A 20,213-nucleotide genomic window follows, 5' to 3' on the forward strand; every position below is an offset into this window, starting at 1 on the left:
ATTTCGATGGTGCGGAGACCAGGAACAGCTTCAGCGGGACGCAGGCCGGGATGTTCTTGTTCCGCGGTCGGCTTCCTGTAGGTTGGTGTTCCATTGCTTCCGCACGTATGAGTCGATCTCACGATTTTCGATTCGCTTTGGTTTCGTTCTGGAATGGGCTTGCGAGGGCCTCGATGTTGCCTGCTGCCCGTTTGTCCAAGCTGCCTGCCGTCTCGTCTTCCGGTCTGAGCCTCGCATGCGCCGTAACCCTGTGGCTGGCGGGCAGTGGAGCCGTGCTTGCGGCCTGTACGCCGACGACGTCGCCGACCATCCTTCAAAATGGGACGGTCACCTGCTCGGGCGCGACGACCAACCAGAATGGTCCGCAGGGTTTTGGCACGGGGTTCGAGACCGGCCTGACCATCAACGTGCTCACCGGCGCTTCGGTGACCGGCACGAACAACGGCATCTATGCCGCCGGCGCGACCGTGAACAACGACGGCGCGATCGTGGGGACGGGCGGCTCCGGCGTCGGCGTCAGTCAGCTCGTTCTGAACAATACCGGAAGCATTATCGGGCGCACCGGTGTCGGCGGGTTCGACGTCACCGTCACCAATTCCGGCACGATTACCGCGACCGTCAACTACGGTGTCACCGGATTGACGGCTTCCGTTGTCAATAGCGGGACCATTCAGGGCCCGAACGGCGTGACGGGTGGCACGGTTTCGGTCGTCAACACAGGCTCCGTGCTCGCGACCTTGTATGCGGTGCGCGGCAGCACCGGCGACGCCGCGCTGGTCAATTCTGGGACGATCCGTGGCGGCGACGGTTCCGTCCAGGCCCTCAACACCGTGACCGTCACCAATTCGGGCACGATCTCGGGCAACAGCAACACTGTCTTTGCCAACATCGTCGACGTCACCAACTCCGGCCTGATCGAGGCGCGAAACGCCGCCGCCTGGGCGATCGTGGCCAACAGCAAGATCACGCTCAGCAATACCGGCACCGTGACCGGCGGCGTCCAGGGTGCGCCGCAAGCCAATCTGATCAATTCCGGCAGCATCACCGGCAATTTTGCCGGCGTCTACGTTGGCATCCTGACCCTGAACAATTCCGGGACTATTTCCGGCCACACCGGCATCATCGCTGATGGTCTCGGCGCGGGCTACGGCACGAGCATCGTCAACTCCGGCGCCATCACGGGTGCCACGGTTGCGATCCAGTTGACCGGATCCGGAAACACGCTGACGCTGGCGCCTGGTTCGGTGATCTCGGGCACCGTGCAGGCCGGCGGCACCGACACGTTCCAGCTTGGAGGGGCAGGGGCGGCAACGTTCGACATCAGTAAGTTCGGCGGTGCCGCGCAATATCAGGGCTTTTCGACCTTCAACAAGGTTGGCACATCGGTCTGGACGCTCACCGGCACCAGCACGTTTGCCGGTCCGATCGACGTCAATGGCGGCACGCTCGCGGTCAACGGCGACCTGTCATCCGTCGGCAGCGTCAACGCCAATCATGGCGGCACGCTTTCGGGCGTGGGTACGGTCATGGATGTTGCGGTCAACAGCGGCGGCGCGCTGGCGCCGGGCAACGCCGTCGCCGGGAGTTCGCTCAACATCGCCGGCAATCTCGCCTTCGCGTCCGGCGCGATTTACCTGGTGCAGATCAACGCTTCAGCATCCTTCGCCAATGTCACGGGCGTCGCGACATTGGGCGGCGCGACGGTGAATGCAAACTTTGCTGCAGGCAGCTACGCGCCGAAGCAATTCCGCATTCTTCACGCTGACGGCGCCGTGTCCGGTACCTTTGCGACTGGCGTCGTCAGCAACGTCTCGAATTTCCAGACCGCGCTGAGCTACGGCACCAACGACGTCTATCTCAGCCTCGCGCTGAACTACAATCTGTCGGGCGCGCTGAACGGCAATCAGCAGGCGGTCGGCAATGCCTTGACGAGCTATTTCAATGGCAACAACGGTTTACCGGTCGTCCTGGCCCAGCTTTCGCCTGCCGGGTTGACGCAGGCCTCCGGCGAACTCGGCAGTGCTTCGCAGCAAGCGACGTTTGCGGCGATGGGCCAATTCATGAGTCTGCTCACTGATCCCGCGATCGGAAGCGATCGGAGTCCGGGTTCGGCTGCGGGCGCGATCGGCTTCGCCGCCGAGAGCGATGAAGCTCACCGATATGCGGCCGACCGGCGGTCCGACGCTTTCGCGATGTTCGACAAGGCACCGTCGCGCGCTGCCTTTGTGCCGGGCTGGAGCACGTGGGCGTCCGGCTTTGGCGGGTCGCAAACAACGCGCGGCAATAGCACCGTCGGCTCGAACGATACCACCAGCCGCATTTTTGCCGGCGCTGTCGGTGCCGACTACCGGTTCTCGCCGGAGACGCTTGCGGGCTTTGCGTTGGCCGGCGGCGGCACCGGCTTTGGCGTCGACGGTCTTGGCTCCGGCCGCTCCGATCTGTTCCAGGTCGGCGCCTATGTGCGCCACGTGGCCCAGGCGTCCTATGTCTCGGCCGCGCTCGCCTATGGCTGGCAGCACGTCACGACCGATCGCACAATTGTCGTCGCCGGTGGTGATCGCCTGCATGCCGAGTTCAACGCCAACGCCTATTCGGGCCGCGTTGAAGGCGGCCATCGCGTCGTCGCGCCATGGATGAATGGCCTCGGCGTCACGCCTTACGGCGCTGTCCAGCTTGCCGCCATCACGTTGCCGGCCTATGCGGAAACCGTGCTCGCAGGAGTGGGTGCATTCGCGCTCGCCTATGCGGCCAAGGCGGTGAGCGATACACGCAGCGAGCTTGGTTTGCGGACCGACAAATCCTTTGCGATGTCGGATGGCGTGCTGACCCTGCGCGGCCGGCTCGCCTGGGCACACGACTTCAATCCGGACCGGTCGATCGCGGCGACCTTCCAGGCGCTGCCCGGCGCAAGCTTCGTCGTCAACGGCGCGGCGCAGGCAACCGACTCCGCGCTGGTGACGGCGGCGGCAGAGAAGACCTGGCAGAACGGCTGGACGGCGATCGCGACGTTCGAAGGCGAGTTCTCAAGCGTCACGCGCAGCGTTGCGGGGAAGGGCGTCGTACGCTACGCGTGGTAGGCCTCGAGGACGCGATGCGTTTACAGGTGTTACGCGAATCTCATTGCAATGTTTGCTCTGGAGCGGCCAGACCTGCAGTGCTCGACGCCGGATACAGACAGGCCGGTGCGCTCTTTGCGAATTGGTGTGAACTCCTATTCACACACCATGGCGTAAACGCCACAACTGATTGGCAAAATTGGCTTCGCTGCCGGGACGGAATGACTCCCGGCTTGTTCCTGCACGCCCGATCCGACTAGGTGGGACTCGTGCCGTCACGCCGGTTGCGTTGGCGGCGAGAGTGGGGGCTGGGACTTGAGCGAGTTGAGACTGCCGGTTGTTGCGCGCGCGGCCGCGCTGTTGTGTGTTGCGCATGTCGTCACATCGGTTGCAACGCCTGCGACCGCTGCGGATCTGCCGATCAAGGCGCCGCTGAAAGCCGTCCCCGTCGCAAGCTGGACGCAATTCTACGTCGGCGCCGGTCTCGGCTTCGACTTCGGAACGGGGCAATCGAGCCTGGCGCCGATTGGTGGGCCGGCCGCATTCAACTTCACGGGCTTGCAGGGGGCCGATCTCGGATTGTCGGCCTTCGCAGGTTTTGACGTTCAGGTCGGCCCGCAATTCGTGGTCGGCGGCTTCATCGATTATGATTGGTCGCGCCAGAAATCGGCGGTCTCGATCTCAGTCTTCGGGTTCGACTTCACCGCGTCGATGCCGTCGCTCGACCAGGGTTGGACCATCGGCGGTCGCGCCGGCTTCCTGGTGACGCCGGACGTCCTGCTCTATGGCCTCGCCGGCTATAGCGAGATGAGGCTCAACAATTGGGGCATCACCTTCACGAACCCCGGTCGACCGGACTTCGCGGTGCAGGAGGCCAAGCTGACACCGCACGGCTACACCGTCGGTTTCGGTGCGGAGTATCGCCTCACCAACAATGTCTCGCTGCGCGGCGAATATCGCTATGTCGGGCTCGGCAGCACCACGACGGTCGACACTGTCAACGGCGCGGTCTGGACGACAGATTTGTCCGAACATGTCGTTCGCGTCAGCGCGGCCTACCGGTTTGGACAGTTCGGCTCTGCTACGCCGGCGCCCGCACCGGCGGCGCCGGTGCGCGATCCAGCGTGGACCGGCTTCTATGTTGGTGCGGGCATCGGTGGCGACGCCATCGCGCCGCATGTCGCGGGTACGATCACCGGCGGGCTCGATATCAAGGGATCTGGCCTCGGCGGTGCCGATGTCGGCGGCACCTTCATGGCCGGCTACGACCGTCAGGTCGCGCCGAACTGGGTCGTCGGCATATTCGGGCTGGTCGACGTCGCCACCAATGGCGGCGCTCGGATCAGCGCGGCTGCCGTCGGCGGCGATGCCCTGACGTCGGATCTCGCTGCCGTGAAGTGGGGTTGGACGGTGGGCGGCCGCGTCGGCTACCTCGTCAGGCCTGATACGCTCGTCTATCTGCTCGGCGGCTACAGCGGCACGACGCTGCATTCCGTCGCATACGGCTTCGCCGGCATCACCGGGACCGGCCCGACGCCGGAATATCGTGGCGCCACCTTCGGCGGCGGTTTCGAGCGGTTCTTTACCGACACCATCTCGGCTCGCGCCGAGTATCGCGTGACGCATCTGGACACGCTCGACAATCTGGTCGCGCCGAACTTCGACACGCTGAGCGCGGGCGGCACGGTGCATACGCTGCGCGCCGTGCTGTCCTATCACCTGCCGACTCGGTAAGTGGCAGTCCGCCACAGGCGCCGTGGACACGGCTTCCTGCGACAAATTTCGGCAGCTTCCTGAGGTTGTGCTGTGTTGCCCTGGCAACACCGGGCCGGAATTAGCATTGTTTCTGGATGTTGCTCTCCCGCACCTGTGGGAACTTCGGCATATTCGCAGCCGATAGGACCAAAATCACAGCTTGATTCGTTGCAGGTGGGCCGGGTGGACAGGGCACTTTTTCGATTTTGCGGGTTGGCAGTCTGTTTGACGGCCATCGTTGGGTCGACCGGTCAGGCGCAGGCGCAAGCCTGTACGCAGACCGGCACCAACCAGACCTGCACCAATTCCGTCTTTCTCAACAATGCTGCCGCGGCCGGCATCAGCGATACCAATACGGTGACGGTCACCAATACGGCGACCGGAACCATCGGCATCCTGGGCACGGGCCAGAACGGCATCGAGACCATCGCGGGCGCGGCCAACGTCACGAACAACGGCGCCATTGCGGGAGCGACGGCGATCCTCGGGCACACCGACGCCGTCGTCACCAATACAGGCACCATTTCGGGGAATACCACAGCGATCTCGGCCCTGACTGGAAAGGCAACCATCGACAATTCGGGGTCGATCTCCAGTGCGGGCATCACCATCACCGGGCAGACCGGCATCAGCCTGACCAATTCCGGCACCGTCACGTCAACGGCAGGTGCCGCGCTGGTCTCATCGGGTAACATCGGTGTCACCAACAGCGGCACGATTTCCTCCAATTCCTTCACCATTTTCGGCAACGGCAACATCACGGTCGCCAACACCGGCACGATTTCAGGCCGCAATGCAGGCATCTTCGCCAACAGCGGAACATCGACGCTGAACGTCACCAATTCCGGCCTGATCTCCACCAACAACGGCATCACCATTGGCGGCAACGGCACCACGGTGAATGTGGTCAATTCCGGCACGATCCGCGACACCGGGACGGGGACGGCGATCGTCACCTCGAAAAACCTGAACCTGTCGAATTCCGGCACGGTCACGGGCTTCAGCGGGGTCACCGCGACCAATCTGACGCTGAACAACACCGGCACGATATCAGGCACGAACGTCGGCATTATTCAGAACGGCACCGGCAACATCTTCAACGCCGGCACGATCAGCTCGACCAACTTTGCGCTCATCGCCTCGAACGGGGCCAGCGTGACCAACACCGGCGCGATTACCGGCGGCGTCAGGGGCCTGTCGGCGAACGGGGGCGGCACCTTCGTCAATTCGGGGAGCATCACCGGCGGTCAGTTCGCGTTCAGCAGCAACAGCGGCTCGGCCAGCCTGACCAACTCCGGAACGATCTCGAGCCCGCAGACGGCTATTCTCTTCGCCGGCAGCAATGATCTGCTGACCTTGCAGGCCGGCTCGCGCATCATCGGCGCCATCCAGCTCGGCACGGCGGATACCGTCAATTTCGCCGGCGGCAACCACAATCTGACCTTCAATTCGCTGACTGGCGCGACCGTGACAGGCACGACGCCGTTTGCGGTCTCCGGCAACCAGGCGGCCGCGATCGACACGACGCCGTTCGCAGCCCAGGGACGCACGCTCAACGATTTCAGCCGCGAAGCCGCGGGCGCAATTCCGCTGATTCCGGCCGGCACGTCGCCTGGAAGCGGACCGCTGGCGTACGCGGCGCCCGATCCATCGTCGCGCGTCAATGATGCCTTCGCCGCGATTCCCGGCGTTGTTGCCGGTGCGAACGACGCCATGGTCTTCAAGAACCCGACGGTCGTCTATGAGGACGGCAGCGCGGTGTGGGCGCGCGGCTTTGCCGGCCAGCGTATCCAGCAGGCCGACGGTCCGCTGTTCCGGACCGCGAACCTGTTCTATGGCGGCATGATCGGCGGCGACATCCGGGTGCGGCCCGACCTCAGGATCGGCGTCTTTGCTGGCGTCGGCCAGACCCGCACCAGCATCGACTTCTCCGGCGGTCTCAACAGCGACGTGACTTTTGGCGGCCTCTACGCCCAGTATGATGCCGGCGCCACCTTCCTGCGCGCCGTGCTCCAGGCCGGCGGCTCGAACAACTTTACGACCCGCACCATCAACAACAACCTCGTCGCCGGCGGTCTGGAGACCGCGACCGCTTCGTTCAACGGCTGGTACATCAATCCGGAGCTGACGATCGGCCAGCGCGTGGGGCTCGGCAACCTTGCAGGTGGAAGCTACACGCTGACGCCGACGTTGCGCCTGCGTTATCTCTACGGCTCGTATGACGGCTACACCGAGAACGGCTCGACCGCGAACCTGACCATGGGAAGCCGTTCCGTGAGCACGGTGGAGGAGCGGGGCGAGTTGAAGCTGACGCGCACGGTGACATTCTCGCCGTCGAGCCAACTGGCGAGCAGCATCTATGGCGGCTTCCTCGGAACGCAGCGCGCCGGCGACAGTGCGATCAATGCAGCGCTGCTCGGCCAGGCCATTCCGTTCGCGGCCCCCGGGCCGGCCAATGTCTGGGGCGGTTTTGGCGGCCTCGGCCTGGAATGGCGCACGCGCAACGTCACGCTGTTCTCGACCGCCGAATATCTCGCACTGTCTGACAACAGCGCGCTCGTGAGCGGCCGCGCCGGGCTGCGCGTCGGGTTCTAATTCAGCTCAGCGAGCTGCCGCCGCAGATCACGAGCTGCTGCCCGGTGATGACCGCAGCGTCGCCCGAGAGCAGGAACGCCACCGTGGCGGCGACCTCGTCCGGGCGGATGAAGCGGCCGATCGGCGGCAGTTTTGGCGCGACACCGGCGCGCGTCGGATCCTTCAGCATCGGCGTTTCGGTGGCGGCCGGCGCAACGACATTGACCGTGATGCCGCGCGGTGCGAGCTCCATGGCGAAGGACCGCGCCAGTGCCACCAGCGCCGCTTTCGTGGCGGCATATTGCCCGCGGCCCGCTGCGCCCGATGCCGTGCGGCTGCCGATGAAGACGATGCGTCCGCCGTCGGGCAGGCGCGGTGCCAGCGCATCGGCAAGCCGTTCGGCGGCATCGACATGCAGCCGCCACATCGCCGCGCCGTCGTCATGGTTGAGGTTGCCGAGCTGACCGACCTTCAAAACGCCCGCGGCATGGACCAGGGCGGTCGGCGCGATATCAGCGACGGCGCTCGCAAGCGAGCCGACGTCGCCGAGATCGATCGGCAGGTGGTCGAACGCCGGATGGTCTGATGGCGCGGGGCGGCGGCTGATGCCGGTGACGCGCCAGCCATCACGCAGCAGGCGTTCGACGATCGCCGCGCCAATCCCCGAGCTCGCGCCCGTCACCAGTGCGTGGGGCCGTCCGGCCATTGCCTCAAGTCCCGGCCGCGCGCGCGACCCACGGCTCGGTCACGCGAACATGCTTGATCGCCCGGCGGTGGAAAGTGAAGGCCATGTGAAGTGCGCCGTCGGCCGTTTGCTTGATCGAGGGGTATGACAGCTCCCGGTTTGTCTGGTCGCGGGAGTTGTTGGTCATGCAATGGCCGTCGCCGGTCTCGACATTGCGCCGGGTCCAGCTTTGCCCGCCATCGGTCGAGACCGCCAGCGTCATCGGGGCGCGCGGTGTCCCCCAGAATGCGGTGCGCCCGTCCGTCTTGCTGCCGTCGCCGGCGAGCACAGGCGGCAGCTCGTCCTCGATCTCGTCGTAGAGCGAAAGGCGGCGGCCGGTCGCTTCATTCGCGCTGATGTCGTTGAAGACCAGCGCGAGATGGCCGTTGTTCAGCCGGGTGAACTGGATCGAGGAGTTGTTGTTCGGAAGTTCAGTTGCGACCGGTGCCGACCAGGTGCGGCCATGATCGCTCGATCGGCTCTGATGGATGTTGTCGGCCCAGCGGCTGCGAAACAGTGCGAGCAGCGAACCGTTGTCGAGTCGCGCGATGCACATATGCACGCAGCCGCGGCTTCCGGGCACCTCGACGTCGCGCCAGGTCTTGCCTGCATCTGAGGAGATCTTCACCGCGCTGGTGTCCTCATCGCCGTTCCATTTCTGTCCCGGCGTGCTGTGACAATAAAACACCGGAAGCAGCCAGTCGCCATTGTCGAGCACCACGATGGGCTGCCGGATGAAGGTGCCGCGACCATGTTGCTCGGCGAACAGCGTCTCGATCGGGCCCCAGCTGCGGCCATGGTCACGCGACACGCGTTTGCGCACGAAGGCAGTGTCCTGGTTTCCGGCAAGCTGCGCCGTCCACATCAGCCACAGCGTGCCATCAGGGGCCGGGAAGAGCACGGGGTTTTGCTCGGAGCGGCGGGAGTCGTCCGACAGCTTTTCGGCCGGCGACCATTGCGTCGAACCGCGGGGCAGGCGGGAGAAATAGACGGAGATATCCGACATGCCTTCCTGTGTGCCGCCGAACCAGACGCAGCCGAGATCGCCATTGGCAAGCGGCATCAGATTGGCCGCGTGGTTCTGCACGCAGGGTGACGGAATGAAGGCGTCGAACCTATCAGGGTCGCCAGTGGCCGGGCGCACGACGCCGTCGGCCGCGATCTCGATGTCCGCGATCATGCCGAGGTCCTTTCCACGAGGGCGTCGGCTGGCGCGGCTGGCGGAGCCACGCGCTCGCGGCCGAGCACGAGCCGCTCGATCGCCATCACGACCAGGGGCGTTGCCGCCGCGATGTACATGTTGTCGATGCCGAAGGGGTTTCCGAGCACGTACCAGACCGTGGTCGAGATGGCCGCGCCGATCAGGCCGGCAGTCGCGCCGCGGTTGCTGGCAAACAGAGGCAGATAGAAGCCCATCATCGCGACGATCGTGATCGACAGCCGCAGCGCGCGCGTGAAGAACGACAGCTTCAGGATCTCGGGGATGAAGAACACGAACACCAGCGGCACGATGCCGATCACGATCGAGAACACGCGGGTCATCTTCAACTCGCGCTCCGGCGTCGGCTTCCAGTAGGGGACATAGAAGTCGCGGACCACGAGCGAGGCGATCGCGAGCGCCACGGTGCAGACGCTGACGAAGATCGAGGCGACCAGCGAGGTCGTCACGAAGGCGGAGGCCAGCGGCGGCATCTTCTCCAAAAACACCGGCAGCGCGTAGAGGCTGTTCATGTCGGGGTAGAGGAACTTTGCCGCAACCCCGATCATGGCGAGCAGGAAGCCGAGCGGCAGGCAGAAGGCGGCGGCATAGAAGGTCGCCTTGCGGGCGTCATCGGCTGATGGCGTCGAGGAGATCGCCTGCACGATGAACTGCGTCGAGAAGATCGCGCCGACCGTGCCGAACGTCCAGGCGAAGATGGTCGAGAATCCGATCTTGCCGTCCCAGGTGAAATAGTAGGCGGGCAGCTTTGCCTGGATCGGGGCGATCCCGCCGGTCATCGACATCGCCACCGCGAAGATGACGAGAATGCCGACAACCTTGATGGCGCTGTGCAGGATCGTGACCCAGGCCACGCCCTTCAGCCCGCCGAACACGTAGTAGAAGGTGCTGACTACTGCGATGATGCACATCGCAACGGGCAGGCTGATATGCAGCGAGGTGGCAATCGCCGCCGCGCCGCTGACATAGTTGCCGACATTCACGAGCAGCAGCGCGTAGATCATGATCACCGATACGGTGAGCATGGTCGACTTGCCGTATTTCTGCGCGATCGCGGCCGAGATGGTGTATTCGCCGGAATTGTAGAGTTTTTTGACCATCAGCAGGCCGAACAGCAGGAAGCCGATCGAGGCGCCGAGCACCGCCCAGCCGGCGGCCATGCCGGACTGAAACGCTTCCTGCGCCGTGCCTACGGTCGACTTGGCGCCGACGAACTCGGACATCATCAGCACGCCGACGACGACGGCAGGCATGGCGCGCGCGCCGGTCATGAACTGATCGCTCGTCCTGCTGCGCAGCTTGAACGTGAGCCACGACGTGAAGGCGATGTAGGCGGCGATCATCGTGACGATGAGCGTGCTCTCTCCATTGAGGATGGCTTGCATCGATGGTGTTTCCTCTGGTGACGCGGACGCGGTGTTGTGAGGCCCGCTGTGCCCGGTTGCGTCCGATTGTTGCTTGATCGGAATGCGAACAAATGTTGTGAATGTTATTAAACCTGCCGGGACGCCCCCAGTCAAGCGCACGGGTTGCGGCACCGCTGGGGCGCGCGCCATATCGGGCGCTCATTGCTGGAGTGCCCCTCTCGTCAGGGGCTTGAATCACTGTTCGGCAGTTGTGTTCAAGATGCCCGGCCAGGAAGCGCTTTGGTCGCGCTGCACCCGAAAGCGGACTCGTTGTGCTTAACTTGAGAGCTTCGGCTCTTGGACCCGTTGCAGACGTTGGGTCGCGTCTGGTGGACCGTTCCCGTTGCTGTTTGGGCCCGATACGATAGTCATAGACTTGGAGAATTCGGTGAGACGACGCAATTTCATGACGGGCCTGGGATTTGCAGCTGCGCTGCCTGCGATGTCTCGCGCCAAGCAGGGGGCGCCGGTCATTGGCTTCCTCAGTCCGCGCTCACGGAGCCGTACAATGCCGCAGCGCGCACCACGTCTTCTCACCTCGACCTTTCCGGTCGTCGCGCCTCTCGGCTTCATGCTCCTCGCACTGATTACGGAGGCGCATGCACAGACACGCGGCGGATCGGACTCGTCACTGCCCCTTCTCGACCTGCTCTACCTCGTTGTCGTCGAGCCGCTCTTGCCGCTGCTGGCCGGCGCCATCCTGTTCATGTGGACCCGTTCCCACCTGATCGCTGCAGGTCTTTCCGCCCTCGGCTTCGGCGCGTGGGGTGCTGTGTACTTCTCTCGCTTGTCAGTCGACGGCCCCTTGTCGGGCGCGCTCTACGGATTGGGTTTCGACGGCGTCACCAGCGGGTTGATGGCGTTGGCCGGCAGCGGCTACGTGCACCTGATCGGAGCGGAGGCGCGACGCCTTGGAACGGAGCGGACGGCAATCGTGCACGCCGTCGGCATCGCCTTCGCGGCAACAGCCTTTGGTCTGCTCCTCGTGACGCATGGCTCGGACAAGGTCGGGATCGGGCTCTATCTCGTCATGCTCGCGTGGTCGCTCGGGGCCGCCTATGCGACCGGCAGCTTCGGCGGTGTCGTCGCCACGATGGCGTTCGCGCTGGTCGCCATGGTGCATGGCATCTGGGGCGCCGCAATCGCCAGCGGTGTCCGCGACGCCGGCCAAGCCTATCTCGCGATCTTCTACGTGCCGCCGTTGCTGGTGCCCGTTGTCGCGACCGCCGCCTTTGGCAGGTGGCTCGGCAGCGCCCTCCGAGCGCGCAAAAGCCATGGGCGACCAGGATAGGTGGGCCGCGCGGATCGGCTGTTGGCCCGAATGCGATGAAAAGCGCGTTGCTCGCGCCCGGCGTTAACCATCGCTAACGGTTCCGGTCTGAGCGAAAGTCACTTCGAGGTTTCTTAAATTTTGCTGCTTACCTCTTCCGGGCATGGCGATGCCGGGAAAGAAATATGGGTAAGCGAGCCAAACGCGGAAAGGCGGAAACGCTCGCACTGCCAATGATCGCGAGAGTTGCAATTGGCGCCGTGGCCGTCGCTGCATTGGGGTATGGTTTGCTGTCTGGCCCGGCGAGCGTACAAAAGCCGTCCGCGCCCCAAGCCAAGGCGTCGTCAACTCCGGTTTACGTGTCAACTCCGGTTCATGCATCAGCGCCAGCTTCGGCTCCGATTCCCGCCCCGGCGCCTCTGGTCGAACCGCCAAAAGCCGCTGACGGTCCCGGCGTATTTGTCCGGCAGGTGGTTGACTATACCAGCCGCCAGACGCCGGGCACCGTGATCATCGATACCAAGAACACATTCCTTTATTTCGTGCTGAACGACACGCAAGCACTGCGCTATGGCATCGGTGTTGGCCGCGAAGGTTTCACATGGTCCGGTGAGCAGACTGTGGCCCGTAAGGCCGAATGGCCGGATTGGCATCCGCCTGCGGAGATGGTCTCGCGTCAGCCTTATCTGCCGCGGTTCATGGCAGGTGGCCCCGGCAACCCGCTCGGCGCACGGGCGATGTATCTCGGCGAGACCGAATATCGCATTCACGGCACCAACAAGCCCGACACGATCGGGAAGCGGGTTTCGTCCGGCTGCATCCGGCTGACCAATGAGGACGTCGTGGACCTCTATGAGCGGGTGAAAGTCGGAGCGAAAGTGATCGTGCTTCCGGCAACCGCTGCCCGTCGACCATCCCAGGGAGCGCCGTCCGACGCCGCTTTCCGGTTGCCGGACCCGGCATCGCCATCGAACCGGCCCTTGGCAGCGAACGCGCAGATGCTGTCATCTGGACCGAAGATCGCCGGGGTCCAGTAATTCAATCCTCCGTCCTCGGTCAGACGTGTGCGTTTTGCTCACCCGCTCATCCGCGCGGCGTTCGTCAGCAGCTTTGCGACGCGCAGCACTTCCGGCAGCGCTGATTTTTCAAACGTCTTCACGTCCATGCGGTTGGCATCGACGGTGAGACTGACGCCCGCGACGATGGATTTGTCGGCGCCGAACACGGGGGCGGCGAGGGTGCGCAGGCCATAGGCGTTTTCGCCGTCCGAGACGGCAAAACCCTGCTTGCGCACCTGATCGAGCCGCGCCAGCAAGGCCTTCAGATCCGTCAGCGTGCGCTCCGACAGCTTGATGCGCTCGGTGGCCTCCAGCCGCGCGATCTGCTCCTCCTTGGGCAAGCCGGCAAGGATCACCTGGCCGAGCGCGGCCGCATAGGCCTTGATGCGGCTTCCCGGACGGCGGTCGATTTTGTGGCGGTCGAGACCGGTCGAGACGCGCGCGAGATAGACCACGTCGCTGCCGTCGAGAACGCCGAGCGAGGCCGCATCGCCCAGCGCCGGCACCAGCTCGCGCAGCAGCGGTTCGGCCTGGCCGCGCAGATTGCCGGCGCTGAGCGCGGTGTAGCCGAGATCGAGGCATTTCAGGCTCAGCCGGTAGTGGCGGGATTCATTGGCGTGGAGGTAGCCGAGCTTGACCAGCGTCTGCACGAGACGGAACGTCGTGCCGCGGTCCATCTCGGCGCGTTCGGCGATTTCCGTGATCGTCAGCTCGAACTCCTGGGCCGAAAAACTCTTCAGCACCGCGAAGGCTTTGGCCACCGAGTTCACGAAATTCTTGGGATTGTCGGCGGGTGAGACAGTCTTGGCCAAGGCTCGTTCCTCTCATCGGGCGGCGCGTCGTCTCGCGATGGAAAGAGTTGGAACTTCTCGCGAATCCGCGCTCATCTTCGGCAGGTCCGGCAAGCAGGGACGCAGCCCTGCTGGAAAGGCTTGGGTTGTTCGCTTGACGGCTGCGATGACGAAGCTTATCAGCTTCGCAAGATTTGACAACAATTGTTCGGATACCGATCCAAAGCTAATCCAGTGGATCGGCCGGATGCCAATGGAGGAGCTTCACCGTGGATGTTCAGCCCAAAGGCGTGTTTTGCGCGGCGTTGACGCCGCTGGATGCCGATCTTGCGCCCGATCATGCCGTATTCGCCAAACATTGTCGCCATCTCCTCAGCGAAGGCTGTGACGGCATCGCATTGCTCGGCACCACGGGTGAGGCGAACTCGTTCTCATCAAGCGAGCGCAAGGCGCTGATCGAGAGCGTCGTCAGCGCAGGAATCGCGCCGTCGCAACTGCTGCCGGGGACAGGCGTGGCGGCACTGACGGAAACCGTGGAGCTGACGCGGCATGCGTTGTCGCTCGGCGTCACCACCGTCGTGATGCTGCCGCCGTTCTACTACAAGGACATCACCGAGGAGGGGCTGTACGCTTCCTACAGCGAGGTCATCCAGCGTGTCGCGGATGCCAGGCTCAAGGTCGTGCTCTATCACATCCCCCAGATGTCGCATCAGCCGATCCCGCACGCGGTGATCGCGCGGCTGCGCGCGGCCTATCCGGACACGATCGTCGGCATCAAGGATTCTTCGGGCGATTTCGCCAACATGACGGCGATGATCGAAAAGTTTCCGGGCTTTGCGGTGCTGGCGGGCGCCGATCCGCTGCTGCTGCCGCTGCTCAGGAAGGGCGGCGCCGGCTGCATCACTGCGACCTCGAACCTGGTGGCGCGCGAGCTCGCTTACGTGTTCCGTCACTACAACGACGATGACACAGCACTTGAGGCGGCGCAGAACCGCATCATCAAGGCGCGCGAGCGGGCGTCCCAGTTCGCGCAGATTGCGACGCTCAAGACGTTGCTGGCGCAGCAGACCGGCCATGCCGGCTGGCGCCGGCTGCGGCCGCCGCTGCTGCCCTTGTCGCAGGAGAATGCCGACAAGCTGTTGGCTGCGGCACCCCAGAAGGAAACCGTGTGAGGCCATCGCTCCGCCTTCTCGCCGACGATCTGACCGGTGCGCTGGACACGGCCGCCGAGTTCGTCGGCGTGTGCGGCGCGATCGGCGTGACATGGGCGGAGGCGCTGCCCTCGCGACGTCCAGCCTGCCTCGCGGTCGATACCGGCACGCGCGAGCGCGACAAGGCTGACAGCGTTGCGATCGTCGAGCGCCTGGCGCCGCTGCTGGCCGACGGGGCGATCGCCGACAACGGCGACGCAGCGATCGCCTACAAGAAGGTCGACAGTCTGTTGCGCGGCGCCTGGGCGGCCGAGCTCGGCGCGTGCCTGCGAACGGGGCCGTGGACGTCCTGCATCGTGGCGCCGGCTTTCGCCTATCAGGGGCGCCGCACCATCGGCAGTCAGCAATATGCGCGTGCGCAGGACGGGAGCTGGTCGCGGGTCGGCGACAATCTGCTGGCGCAGCTCGCAGCCGAAGGTCTTGACGCGCGGCCAGGGCGGTTCGACACCGATTTGCCTGCCGGCATCAGCGTCTTCGACGCGGAGAGCGAAGATGATCTCGATCGCATCGTCGCGATCGGACGCAGCACCCGGCAGCCGGTGTTGTGGTGCGGCAGCGGTGGGCTCGCCGGCGCGCTCGCGCGCGGCAGCGATGCGTCCGCGTCGTCGGTCCTGCGCAAGCCGGTCCTCGGGCTGTTCGGATCGGACCAATCAGCGACGGCGGCGCAGCTTGCGGCTTGCGCCGACGCCGTCATTGCACTTACGGAAACGGGCCAAGACAACTCTGGAGACCACAATGCCGGCCTGGTTCGCCGCAAGCTCGGTGCGGAGCTCGGTGCGGATGGCGTTGCGCTGGTGAAGTTCGACCTCGCGACCGGCCTGTCCCGGGGTGAAGCGGCGCGCCGCATCGCGCGCGGCCTGACGTCGCTGACGGCGGCGCTGGGGCCGCCGGGCACGCTGATCGTCGCGGGTGGCGAAACCTTGCGGGCCGTCTGCACTGCGCTCGGCGCGCGGGCGCTCGAGGTGACCGGGCGCATCATGCCCGGCCTGCCGTGCTCGATCATTCGCGGCGGCCGCTGGGACGGCGTCGCTGTCATCTCGAAATCCGGTGCCTTCGGCGCGCCGAACTTGTGGCGCACGCTGTTGCAGGACAATCAATTGATCATCGAAAGCCAACACACATGACCCATCCGCATCTTGCCATCACCATGGGCGATCCCGCCGGCATCGGTCCGGAGATCATCATCAAGGCCTGCGAGAAGCTGCGGTCGCGGATCGAGACCGGCGATCTCAGGCTGCTGATCATCGGTAGCGGCGCGGCATTGAAGAATGCGGCAGCACAACTTGCCGTGAAACTCGATATCCCCCAGGTGCACGCCGCGGACAAGGAATGGCCGAACCTGTGCTTCCTCCAGGCCGATGACGAGGGGGAGCCGATCAAGCCCGGCGTCCTGACAGCCGATGGCGGCCGCTTCGCCTTCAAGGCGGTGGAGCAGGGCGTGCGCCTGACGCAGGCGGGGCGGATCGGCGGGATCGTCACTGCGCCCCTCAACAAGGAAGCGCTCAACAAGGCCGGCTATCATTATCCCGGCCATACCGAGATGCTCGCCGAGCTCACCGGTGTCAAAGGTTCGGTGATGATGCTCGCCCATGGCAACATGCGCGTCAGCCATGTCTCCACCCATGTCGCGCTCCAGGACGTGCCGAAGCGGCTGACGCCGGAGCGTCTGCGCTATGTCATCGATCTCACTGACAAGGCGCTGCGCGGGCTCGGTCTCGAGAAGCCGAAGATCGCCGTTGCCGCGCTCAATCCGCACGCCGGCGAAGGCGGCCTGTTCGGACGGCAGGATATCGACGTCTCGGAGCCGACCATCGCGAAGGCGGTTGCCGACGGATTGAACATCGTCGGCCCGGTCCCGGGCGACACGGTGTTCGTAAAACTGCGCGCCGGCCAGTACGACGCCGTGATCGCGATGTATCACGACCAGGGACACATCCCGGTCAAGCTGCTCGGCTTCGAGGTCGATCCCGCCACCGGCCGCTGGCAGGAGCTGTCCGGCGTCAACATCACGCTGGGCTTGCCGATCATCCGCACCTCGGTCGACCACGGCACGGCCTTCGATATTGCCGGCAAGGGCATCGCCAATGAGCGCAGCATGATCGAGGCGATCGAATATGCCGAGCGCCTTGCCGCCGGCAAGGCGCGCGCCTGACATCTTTTCGGAAACGAGAGCCAAAACGAAAATCATGACCAATCTGTCTGCAGCGATCCAGCTCATCAGCCCCGAAGTGATCGAATTCGGATCCGGCACCATCGCGGCGGTGGCGCGGTTCGCGCGCGAAAAGGGCGTGCGGCGTCCGCTCGTTGTGGCCGATGCCTTCAACGCCGCGCGTGTCGATGTGCTGGCGCTGCCAGGCGAGGTGACCGTGTTCGGCGAGGTCAAGCCGGAGCCCGATGTTCCCAATCTGGAGAAGGCGCTCGGTGTGGCGCGCGCGGCCCGGCCGGATCTCGTGATCGGTTTCGGCGGCGGCAGCGCGATGGATCTCGCAAAACTCGTCGCCGTGCTCTGCGCCAGTAATCAGAAGCTTGCCGATGTCGTCGGGCCGGACAAGGTGGCGGGCCGCGCCGTCGCGCTGGTCCAGGTGCCGACGACGTCGGGCACCGGCAGCGAAGGCGGCATCCGCGCGCTGGTGACGGATCCCGCGAGCCGCAACAAGCTCGCCGTGCAGAGCCGCTTCATGCTCGCCGATCTCGCCGTCGTCGATCCTGACCTCACCATGAGCGTTCCGCCGCAGGTGACCGCGGCGACCGGCGTCGATGCGCTGGCGCATTGCGCCGAGGCCTTCACCAGCCGCAAGGCGCATCCGACCATCGATCTCTACGCGCTCGAAGGCGTCAGGCTCGTCGGCCGCTATCTCCCGCGCGCGGTCAGGGATGGCACGGACCGCGAAGCGCGCGCGGCGCTGTCGCTGGCTTCGCTCTATGGCGGCTTCTGTCTGGGGCCGGTGAACACCACGGCCGGCCATGCCGTGGCCTATCCGCTCGGTACCCGTCATCACATCGCCCATGGTCTGGCCTGCGCGGTGATTTTTCCACACACGCTGGCGTTCAACATGCCGGCGGTCGAGGCCAAGACGGGCGCCGTGCTCGAGGCCCTCGGTGCTCCCGCGACCAAAAATCCTTCGGCCGCATTCGATGCCGCCTACCGCTTCTGTGCCGATCTCGGCATCGAGATGCGGTTGTCCGCGCTCGGCGTGCCCAGGGATGATCTTGGCGCCATGGCCGATGAGGCCCATGCCATCCGCCGCCTGCTCGACAACAATCCGCGCGATCTCGGGCGTGATGCGATCCTGAAGATGTATCAGGCGGCGATGTGAGCGGGCCAGCGGGTTTGCGCAGTGTATTTTGCGCTATGATGGCCGATTTGTCGGGCCTATCAATGGCTTCGTGAAATCCGCAAGGTGCGGCAGCAAGTCGGCGTCTTCTACTTTGCATGGGGTTGTTTTCGAGCTTTTGTGTCTGGCGGCCCCGTAGGCCCTCGCAAAAGCGGGCGCGTCTACCCCCGCCGCCACGGCGTCACGGTCACCTCATGCGCCGCATCCAGCATCTGTGGCGCGCCGGGCTTCAGCCCATGCGAGGCGAGCACCTGATGCGGCGTGCGCTCGGGAACGCCGACGAAACAGCCTTCGCCGCCGGGCAGGCGCACATGGGGCGCTTCCGAGAGCCAGAACGTGTCGTAGCGGTCCATGAACATGTCGAACACGACGGGGCCGCCGATGACCGCGACCATGCCGGAGGCGACGCCGGCGAAAGCCGCCGCCTCCTCGAAGGGAGCGCCTTCCGGATTCCACAGGGTCGCGTTCGGCATCTCCGGATCGACCGCGAGGGATGCGATCTTGCGCGTCAGGATGATGCGCCTGCGCCTGGGCGAGTTCGGCTGCTGCTCATGGGAACGACGGCCGTGCACGATCAGCGCGGCACGATCGAGCGCGGATTCGAAGAAGCGCTTGTCGCCTTCGAACACCAGGGTTTCAGGCATGATGTGGGACGGATCGGCCAGCATGCCGTCCGCGGAGACGATGACGTAGCCTTCGATCTGAAACGACAATGATTTCGGACTATTCGGAAACCGTCGTCACGACGCTGTTGACCGGACGTTGGCTGACGGTCGGTAGCTTGACGTCCTTGAGCAGATCCTGGTCGTATTCAGGGAGCGTCGCGACCGGCGACTTGGCCCGCATCGCCACCACCTTGTAGCCGCCGGCCTTCAGCTTCTGGAGCAGGGCTGGCAGCGCTTCGGCGGTATGCTTCTGGAAGTCGTGCATCAGGATGATGCCCTTGCCCTTGCTCTCGAGCTTCTTCATCACGGTGTCGACGACCTTCTCGGGCTTGGAGGCCTTGAAGTCGAAGGAGTCGAGGTCGCAGGAGAAGATCGCGATGTTGCGGTTGCCGAGATAGGTGACCATCTCCGGCGGATGCTGGAGCGCGGGGAAGCGGAAGAACGGCGACGGCGAGACGCCGCCGAGGGCCCATTTCACCGCGGCAAAGCCCTTCTCGATCTCTTCCTTCTTCTGCTGCTCGGTGAGCTTCTTGTTGTTGAGATTGGCGTGCGACCAGGTGTGTGAGCCGACGGTGTGGCCGGCCGCGTAGACCTGCTTCAGGATCTCGGGCTCGTAGGTTGCGTGCTTGCCGATCGGGAAGAAGATGCCGGTGGTGCATTCGTCTGCCAGCGCCTTCAGCACCGCGGGCGTGTTCTTCGGCCAGGGGCCGTCGTCGAAGGTCAGGACGACCTCATGGTCTTTCAGGAAGTCGAGCTCCTTGAAATGCTCGAAGCCGAAGCCGGGACCGCCGGTCGTGTCGATCTCGACGGTGCGGGCAACGCCGAGTGCACCTTGGGTGGTGCAGGCCGCGCGTGCGGGTTGCGGCGGCTGCTTTGGTGCGGCCGGTGCGGCAGCTGCGGCTTGCGGAGCTGGCGCTGCCGCGGGTTGCGCCGCCGGCGCTGCGGCTGCGGGCGGCGCGGCTGCAGCCGCGGGTTTGGCGGCCGGCGTCTGCGACCAAGCCGCGCTTGCCATCGCCACCGTAACAGCGCTTGCCAAAATCAGTTTTGCCGCAACTCGCATGGTCGTTGTCCCCATGGATTGATCCCGTTGTTCGGCCGCAGCTTTTTGCCCCTGGTCGAACCTGTCCCGCCCACGAATATCTTGTCTTG

15 protein-coding genes are annotated in these 20,213 nt (G+C 64.8%); 9 read left to right on the forward strand and 6 right to left on the reverse strand.

Annotated features, from left to right (window positions below):
• Positions 1-173: 173 nt before the first annotated feature.
• The 3 genes from JQ632_RS07550 (at position 174) to JQ632_RS07560 (ending at position 7,406) form a co-directional block, all read left to right on the forward strand.
• Entirely contained in the window at positions 174-3,077 is a 2,904-nt protein-coding gene (locus JQ632_RS07550) for an autotransporter domain-containing protein (protein WP_212401655.1), read from the forward strand.
• Positions 3,078-3,371: 294 nt separating this feature from the next.
• Positions 3,372-4,790, forward strand: a complete 1,419-nt coding sequence (locus tag JQ632_RS07555; RefSeq protein ID WP_249151517.1) for an outer membrane protein — start codon at positions 3,372-3,374, stop codon at positions 4,788-4,790.
• Positions 4,791-5,036: 246 nt separating this feature from the next.
• Positions 5,037-7,406 carry an autotransporter domain-containing protein gene (locus JQ632_RS07560; RefSeq protein ID WP_212401656.1) on the forward strand — a complete coding sequence of 790 codons (2,370 nt, stop codon included), beginning with the start codon at positions 5,037-5,039 and terminating at the stop codon, positions 7,404-7,406.
• A gap of 1 nt (position 7,407) precedes the next feature.
• Here the strand turns inward: JQ632_RS07560 and JQ632_RS07565 are convergent, their stop codons facing one another.
• From JQ632_RS07565 to JQ632_RS07575, 3 genes are read right to left on the reverse strand one after another with little or no spacing between them, the layout of a single operon-like run.
• A complete protein-coding gene (locus tag JQ632_RS07565) occupies positions 7,408-8,091 on the reverse strand; it encodes an SDR family NAD(P)-dependent oxidoreductase (protein WP_212401657.1) in 684 nt (227 codons plus the stop codon).
• A gap of 4 nt (positions 8,092-8,095) precedes the next feature.
• Positions 8,096-9,289 (reverse strand): exo-alpha-sialidase, encoded by a 1,194-nt coding sequence (locus JQ632_RS07570; protein WP_212401658.1) that lies wholly within the window; start codon positions 9,287-9,289, stop codon positions 8,096-8,098.
• Positions 9,286-10,713 carry a sodium:solute symporter family protein gene (locus JQ632_RS07575; protein WP_212401659.1) on the reverse strand — a complete coding sequence of 476 codons (1,428 nt, stop codon included), beginning with the start codon at positions 10,711-10,713 and terminating at the stop codon, positions 9,286-9,288. The genes JQ632_RS07570 and JQ632_RS07575 overlap by 4 nt, the downstream gene beginning before the upstream one ends.
• Before the next feature lie 529 nt (positions 10,714-11,242).
• Between JQ632_RS07575 and JQ632_RS07580 the strand changes: the two genes are divergently transcribed.
• Positions 11,243-12,025, forward strand: coding sequence for a hypothetical protein (locus JQ632_RS07580; RefSeq protein WP_212401660.1), 783 nt, complete (start codon positions 11,243-11,245; stop codon positions 12,023-12,025).
• Between the two features lie 164 nt (positions 12,026-12,189).
• Positions 12,190-13,041, forward strand: a complete 852-nt coding sequence (locus tag JQ632_RS07585; RefSeq protein WP_212401661.1) for a L,D-transpeptidase — start codon at positions 12,190-12,192, stop codon at positions 13,039-13,041.
• A gap of 38 nt (positions 13,042-13,079) precedes the next feature.
• Here the strand turns inward: JQ632_RS07585 and JQ632_RS07590 are convergent, their stop codons facing one another.
• Positions 13,080-13,874 carry an IclR family transcriptional regulator gene (locus tag JQ632_RS07590; protein ID WP_212401662.1) on the reverse strand — a complete coding sequence of 265 codons (795 nt, stop codon included), beginning with the start codon at positions 13,872-13,874 and terminating at the stop codon, positions 13,080-13,082.
• Positions 13,875-14,122: 248 nt separating this feature from the next.
• Here JQ632_RS07590 and JQ632_RS07595 point away from each other — a divergent pair, with 248 nt between their 5' ends.
• From JQ632_RS07595 to JQ632_RS07610, 4 genes are read left to right on the forward strand one after another with little or no spacing between them, the layout of a single operon-like run.
• On the forward strand, positions 14,123-15,025 hold the full coding sequence (locus tag JQ632_RS07595) for a dihydrodipicolinate synthase family protein (RefSeq protein WP_312015578.1): 903 nt from the start codon (positions 14,123-14,125) through the stop codon (positions 15,023-15,025).
• A complete protein-coding gene (locus JQ632_RS07600) occupies positions 15,022-16,188 on the forward strand; it encodes a four-carbon acid sugar kinase family protein (RefSeq protein ID WP_212401663.1) in 1,167 nt (388 codons plus the stop codon). Before JQ632_RS07595 ends, JQ632_RS07600 begins: the two co-directional genes overlap by 4 nt.
• Positions 16,185-17,216, forward strand: a complete 1,032-nt coding sequence (gene pdxA, locus JQ632_RS07605; RefSeq protein ID WP_212401664.1) for a 4-hydroxythreonine-4-phosphate dehydrogenase PdxA — start codon at positions 16,185-16,187, stop codon at positions 17,214-17,216. Before JQ632_RS07600 ends, pdxA begins: the two co-directional genes overlap by 4 nt.
• A gap of 34 nt (positions 17,217-17,250) precedes the next feature.
• Entirely contained in the window at positions 17,251-18,381 is a 1,131-nt protein-coding gene (locus JQ632_RS07610; RefSeq protein WP_212401665.1) for an iron-containing alcohol dehydrogenase, read from the forward strand.
• 179 nt (positions 18,382-18,560) lie between these two features.
• Here JQ632_RS07610 and JQ632_RS07615 read toward each other — a convergent pair whose 3' ends face one another.
• Together JQ632_RS07615 and JQ632_RS07620 are read right to left on the reverse strand one after the other, a co-directional pair.
• A complete protein-coding gene (locus JQ632_RS07615) occupies positions 18,561-19,112 on the reverse strand; it encodes a dihydrofolate reductase (protein WP_212401666.1) in 552 nt (183 codons plus the stop codon).
• Between the two features lie 10 nt (positions 19,113-19,122).
• Positions 19,123-20,124 (reverse strand): polysaccharide deacetylase family protein, encoded by a 1,002-nt coding sequence (locus tag JQ632_RS07620; protein ID WP_212401700.1) that lies wholly within the window; start codon positions 20,122-20,124, stop codon positions 19,123-19,125.
• Between the last annotated feature and the right edge of the window lie 89 nt (positions 20,125-20,213).

Source organism: Bradyrhizobium liaoningense, from assembly GCF_018130955.1.
Classification (GTDB): domain Bacteria; phylum Pseudomonadota; class Alphaproteobacteria; order Rhizobiales; family Xanthobacteraceae; genus Bradyrhizobium; species Bradyrhizobium liaoningense_C.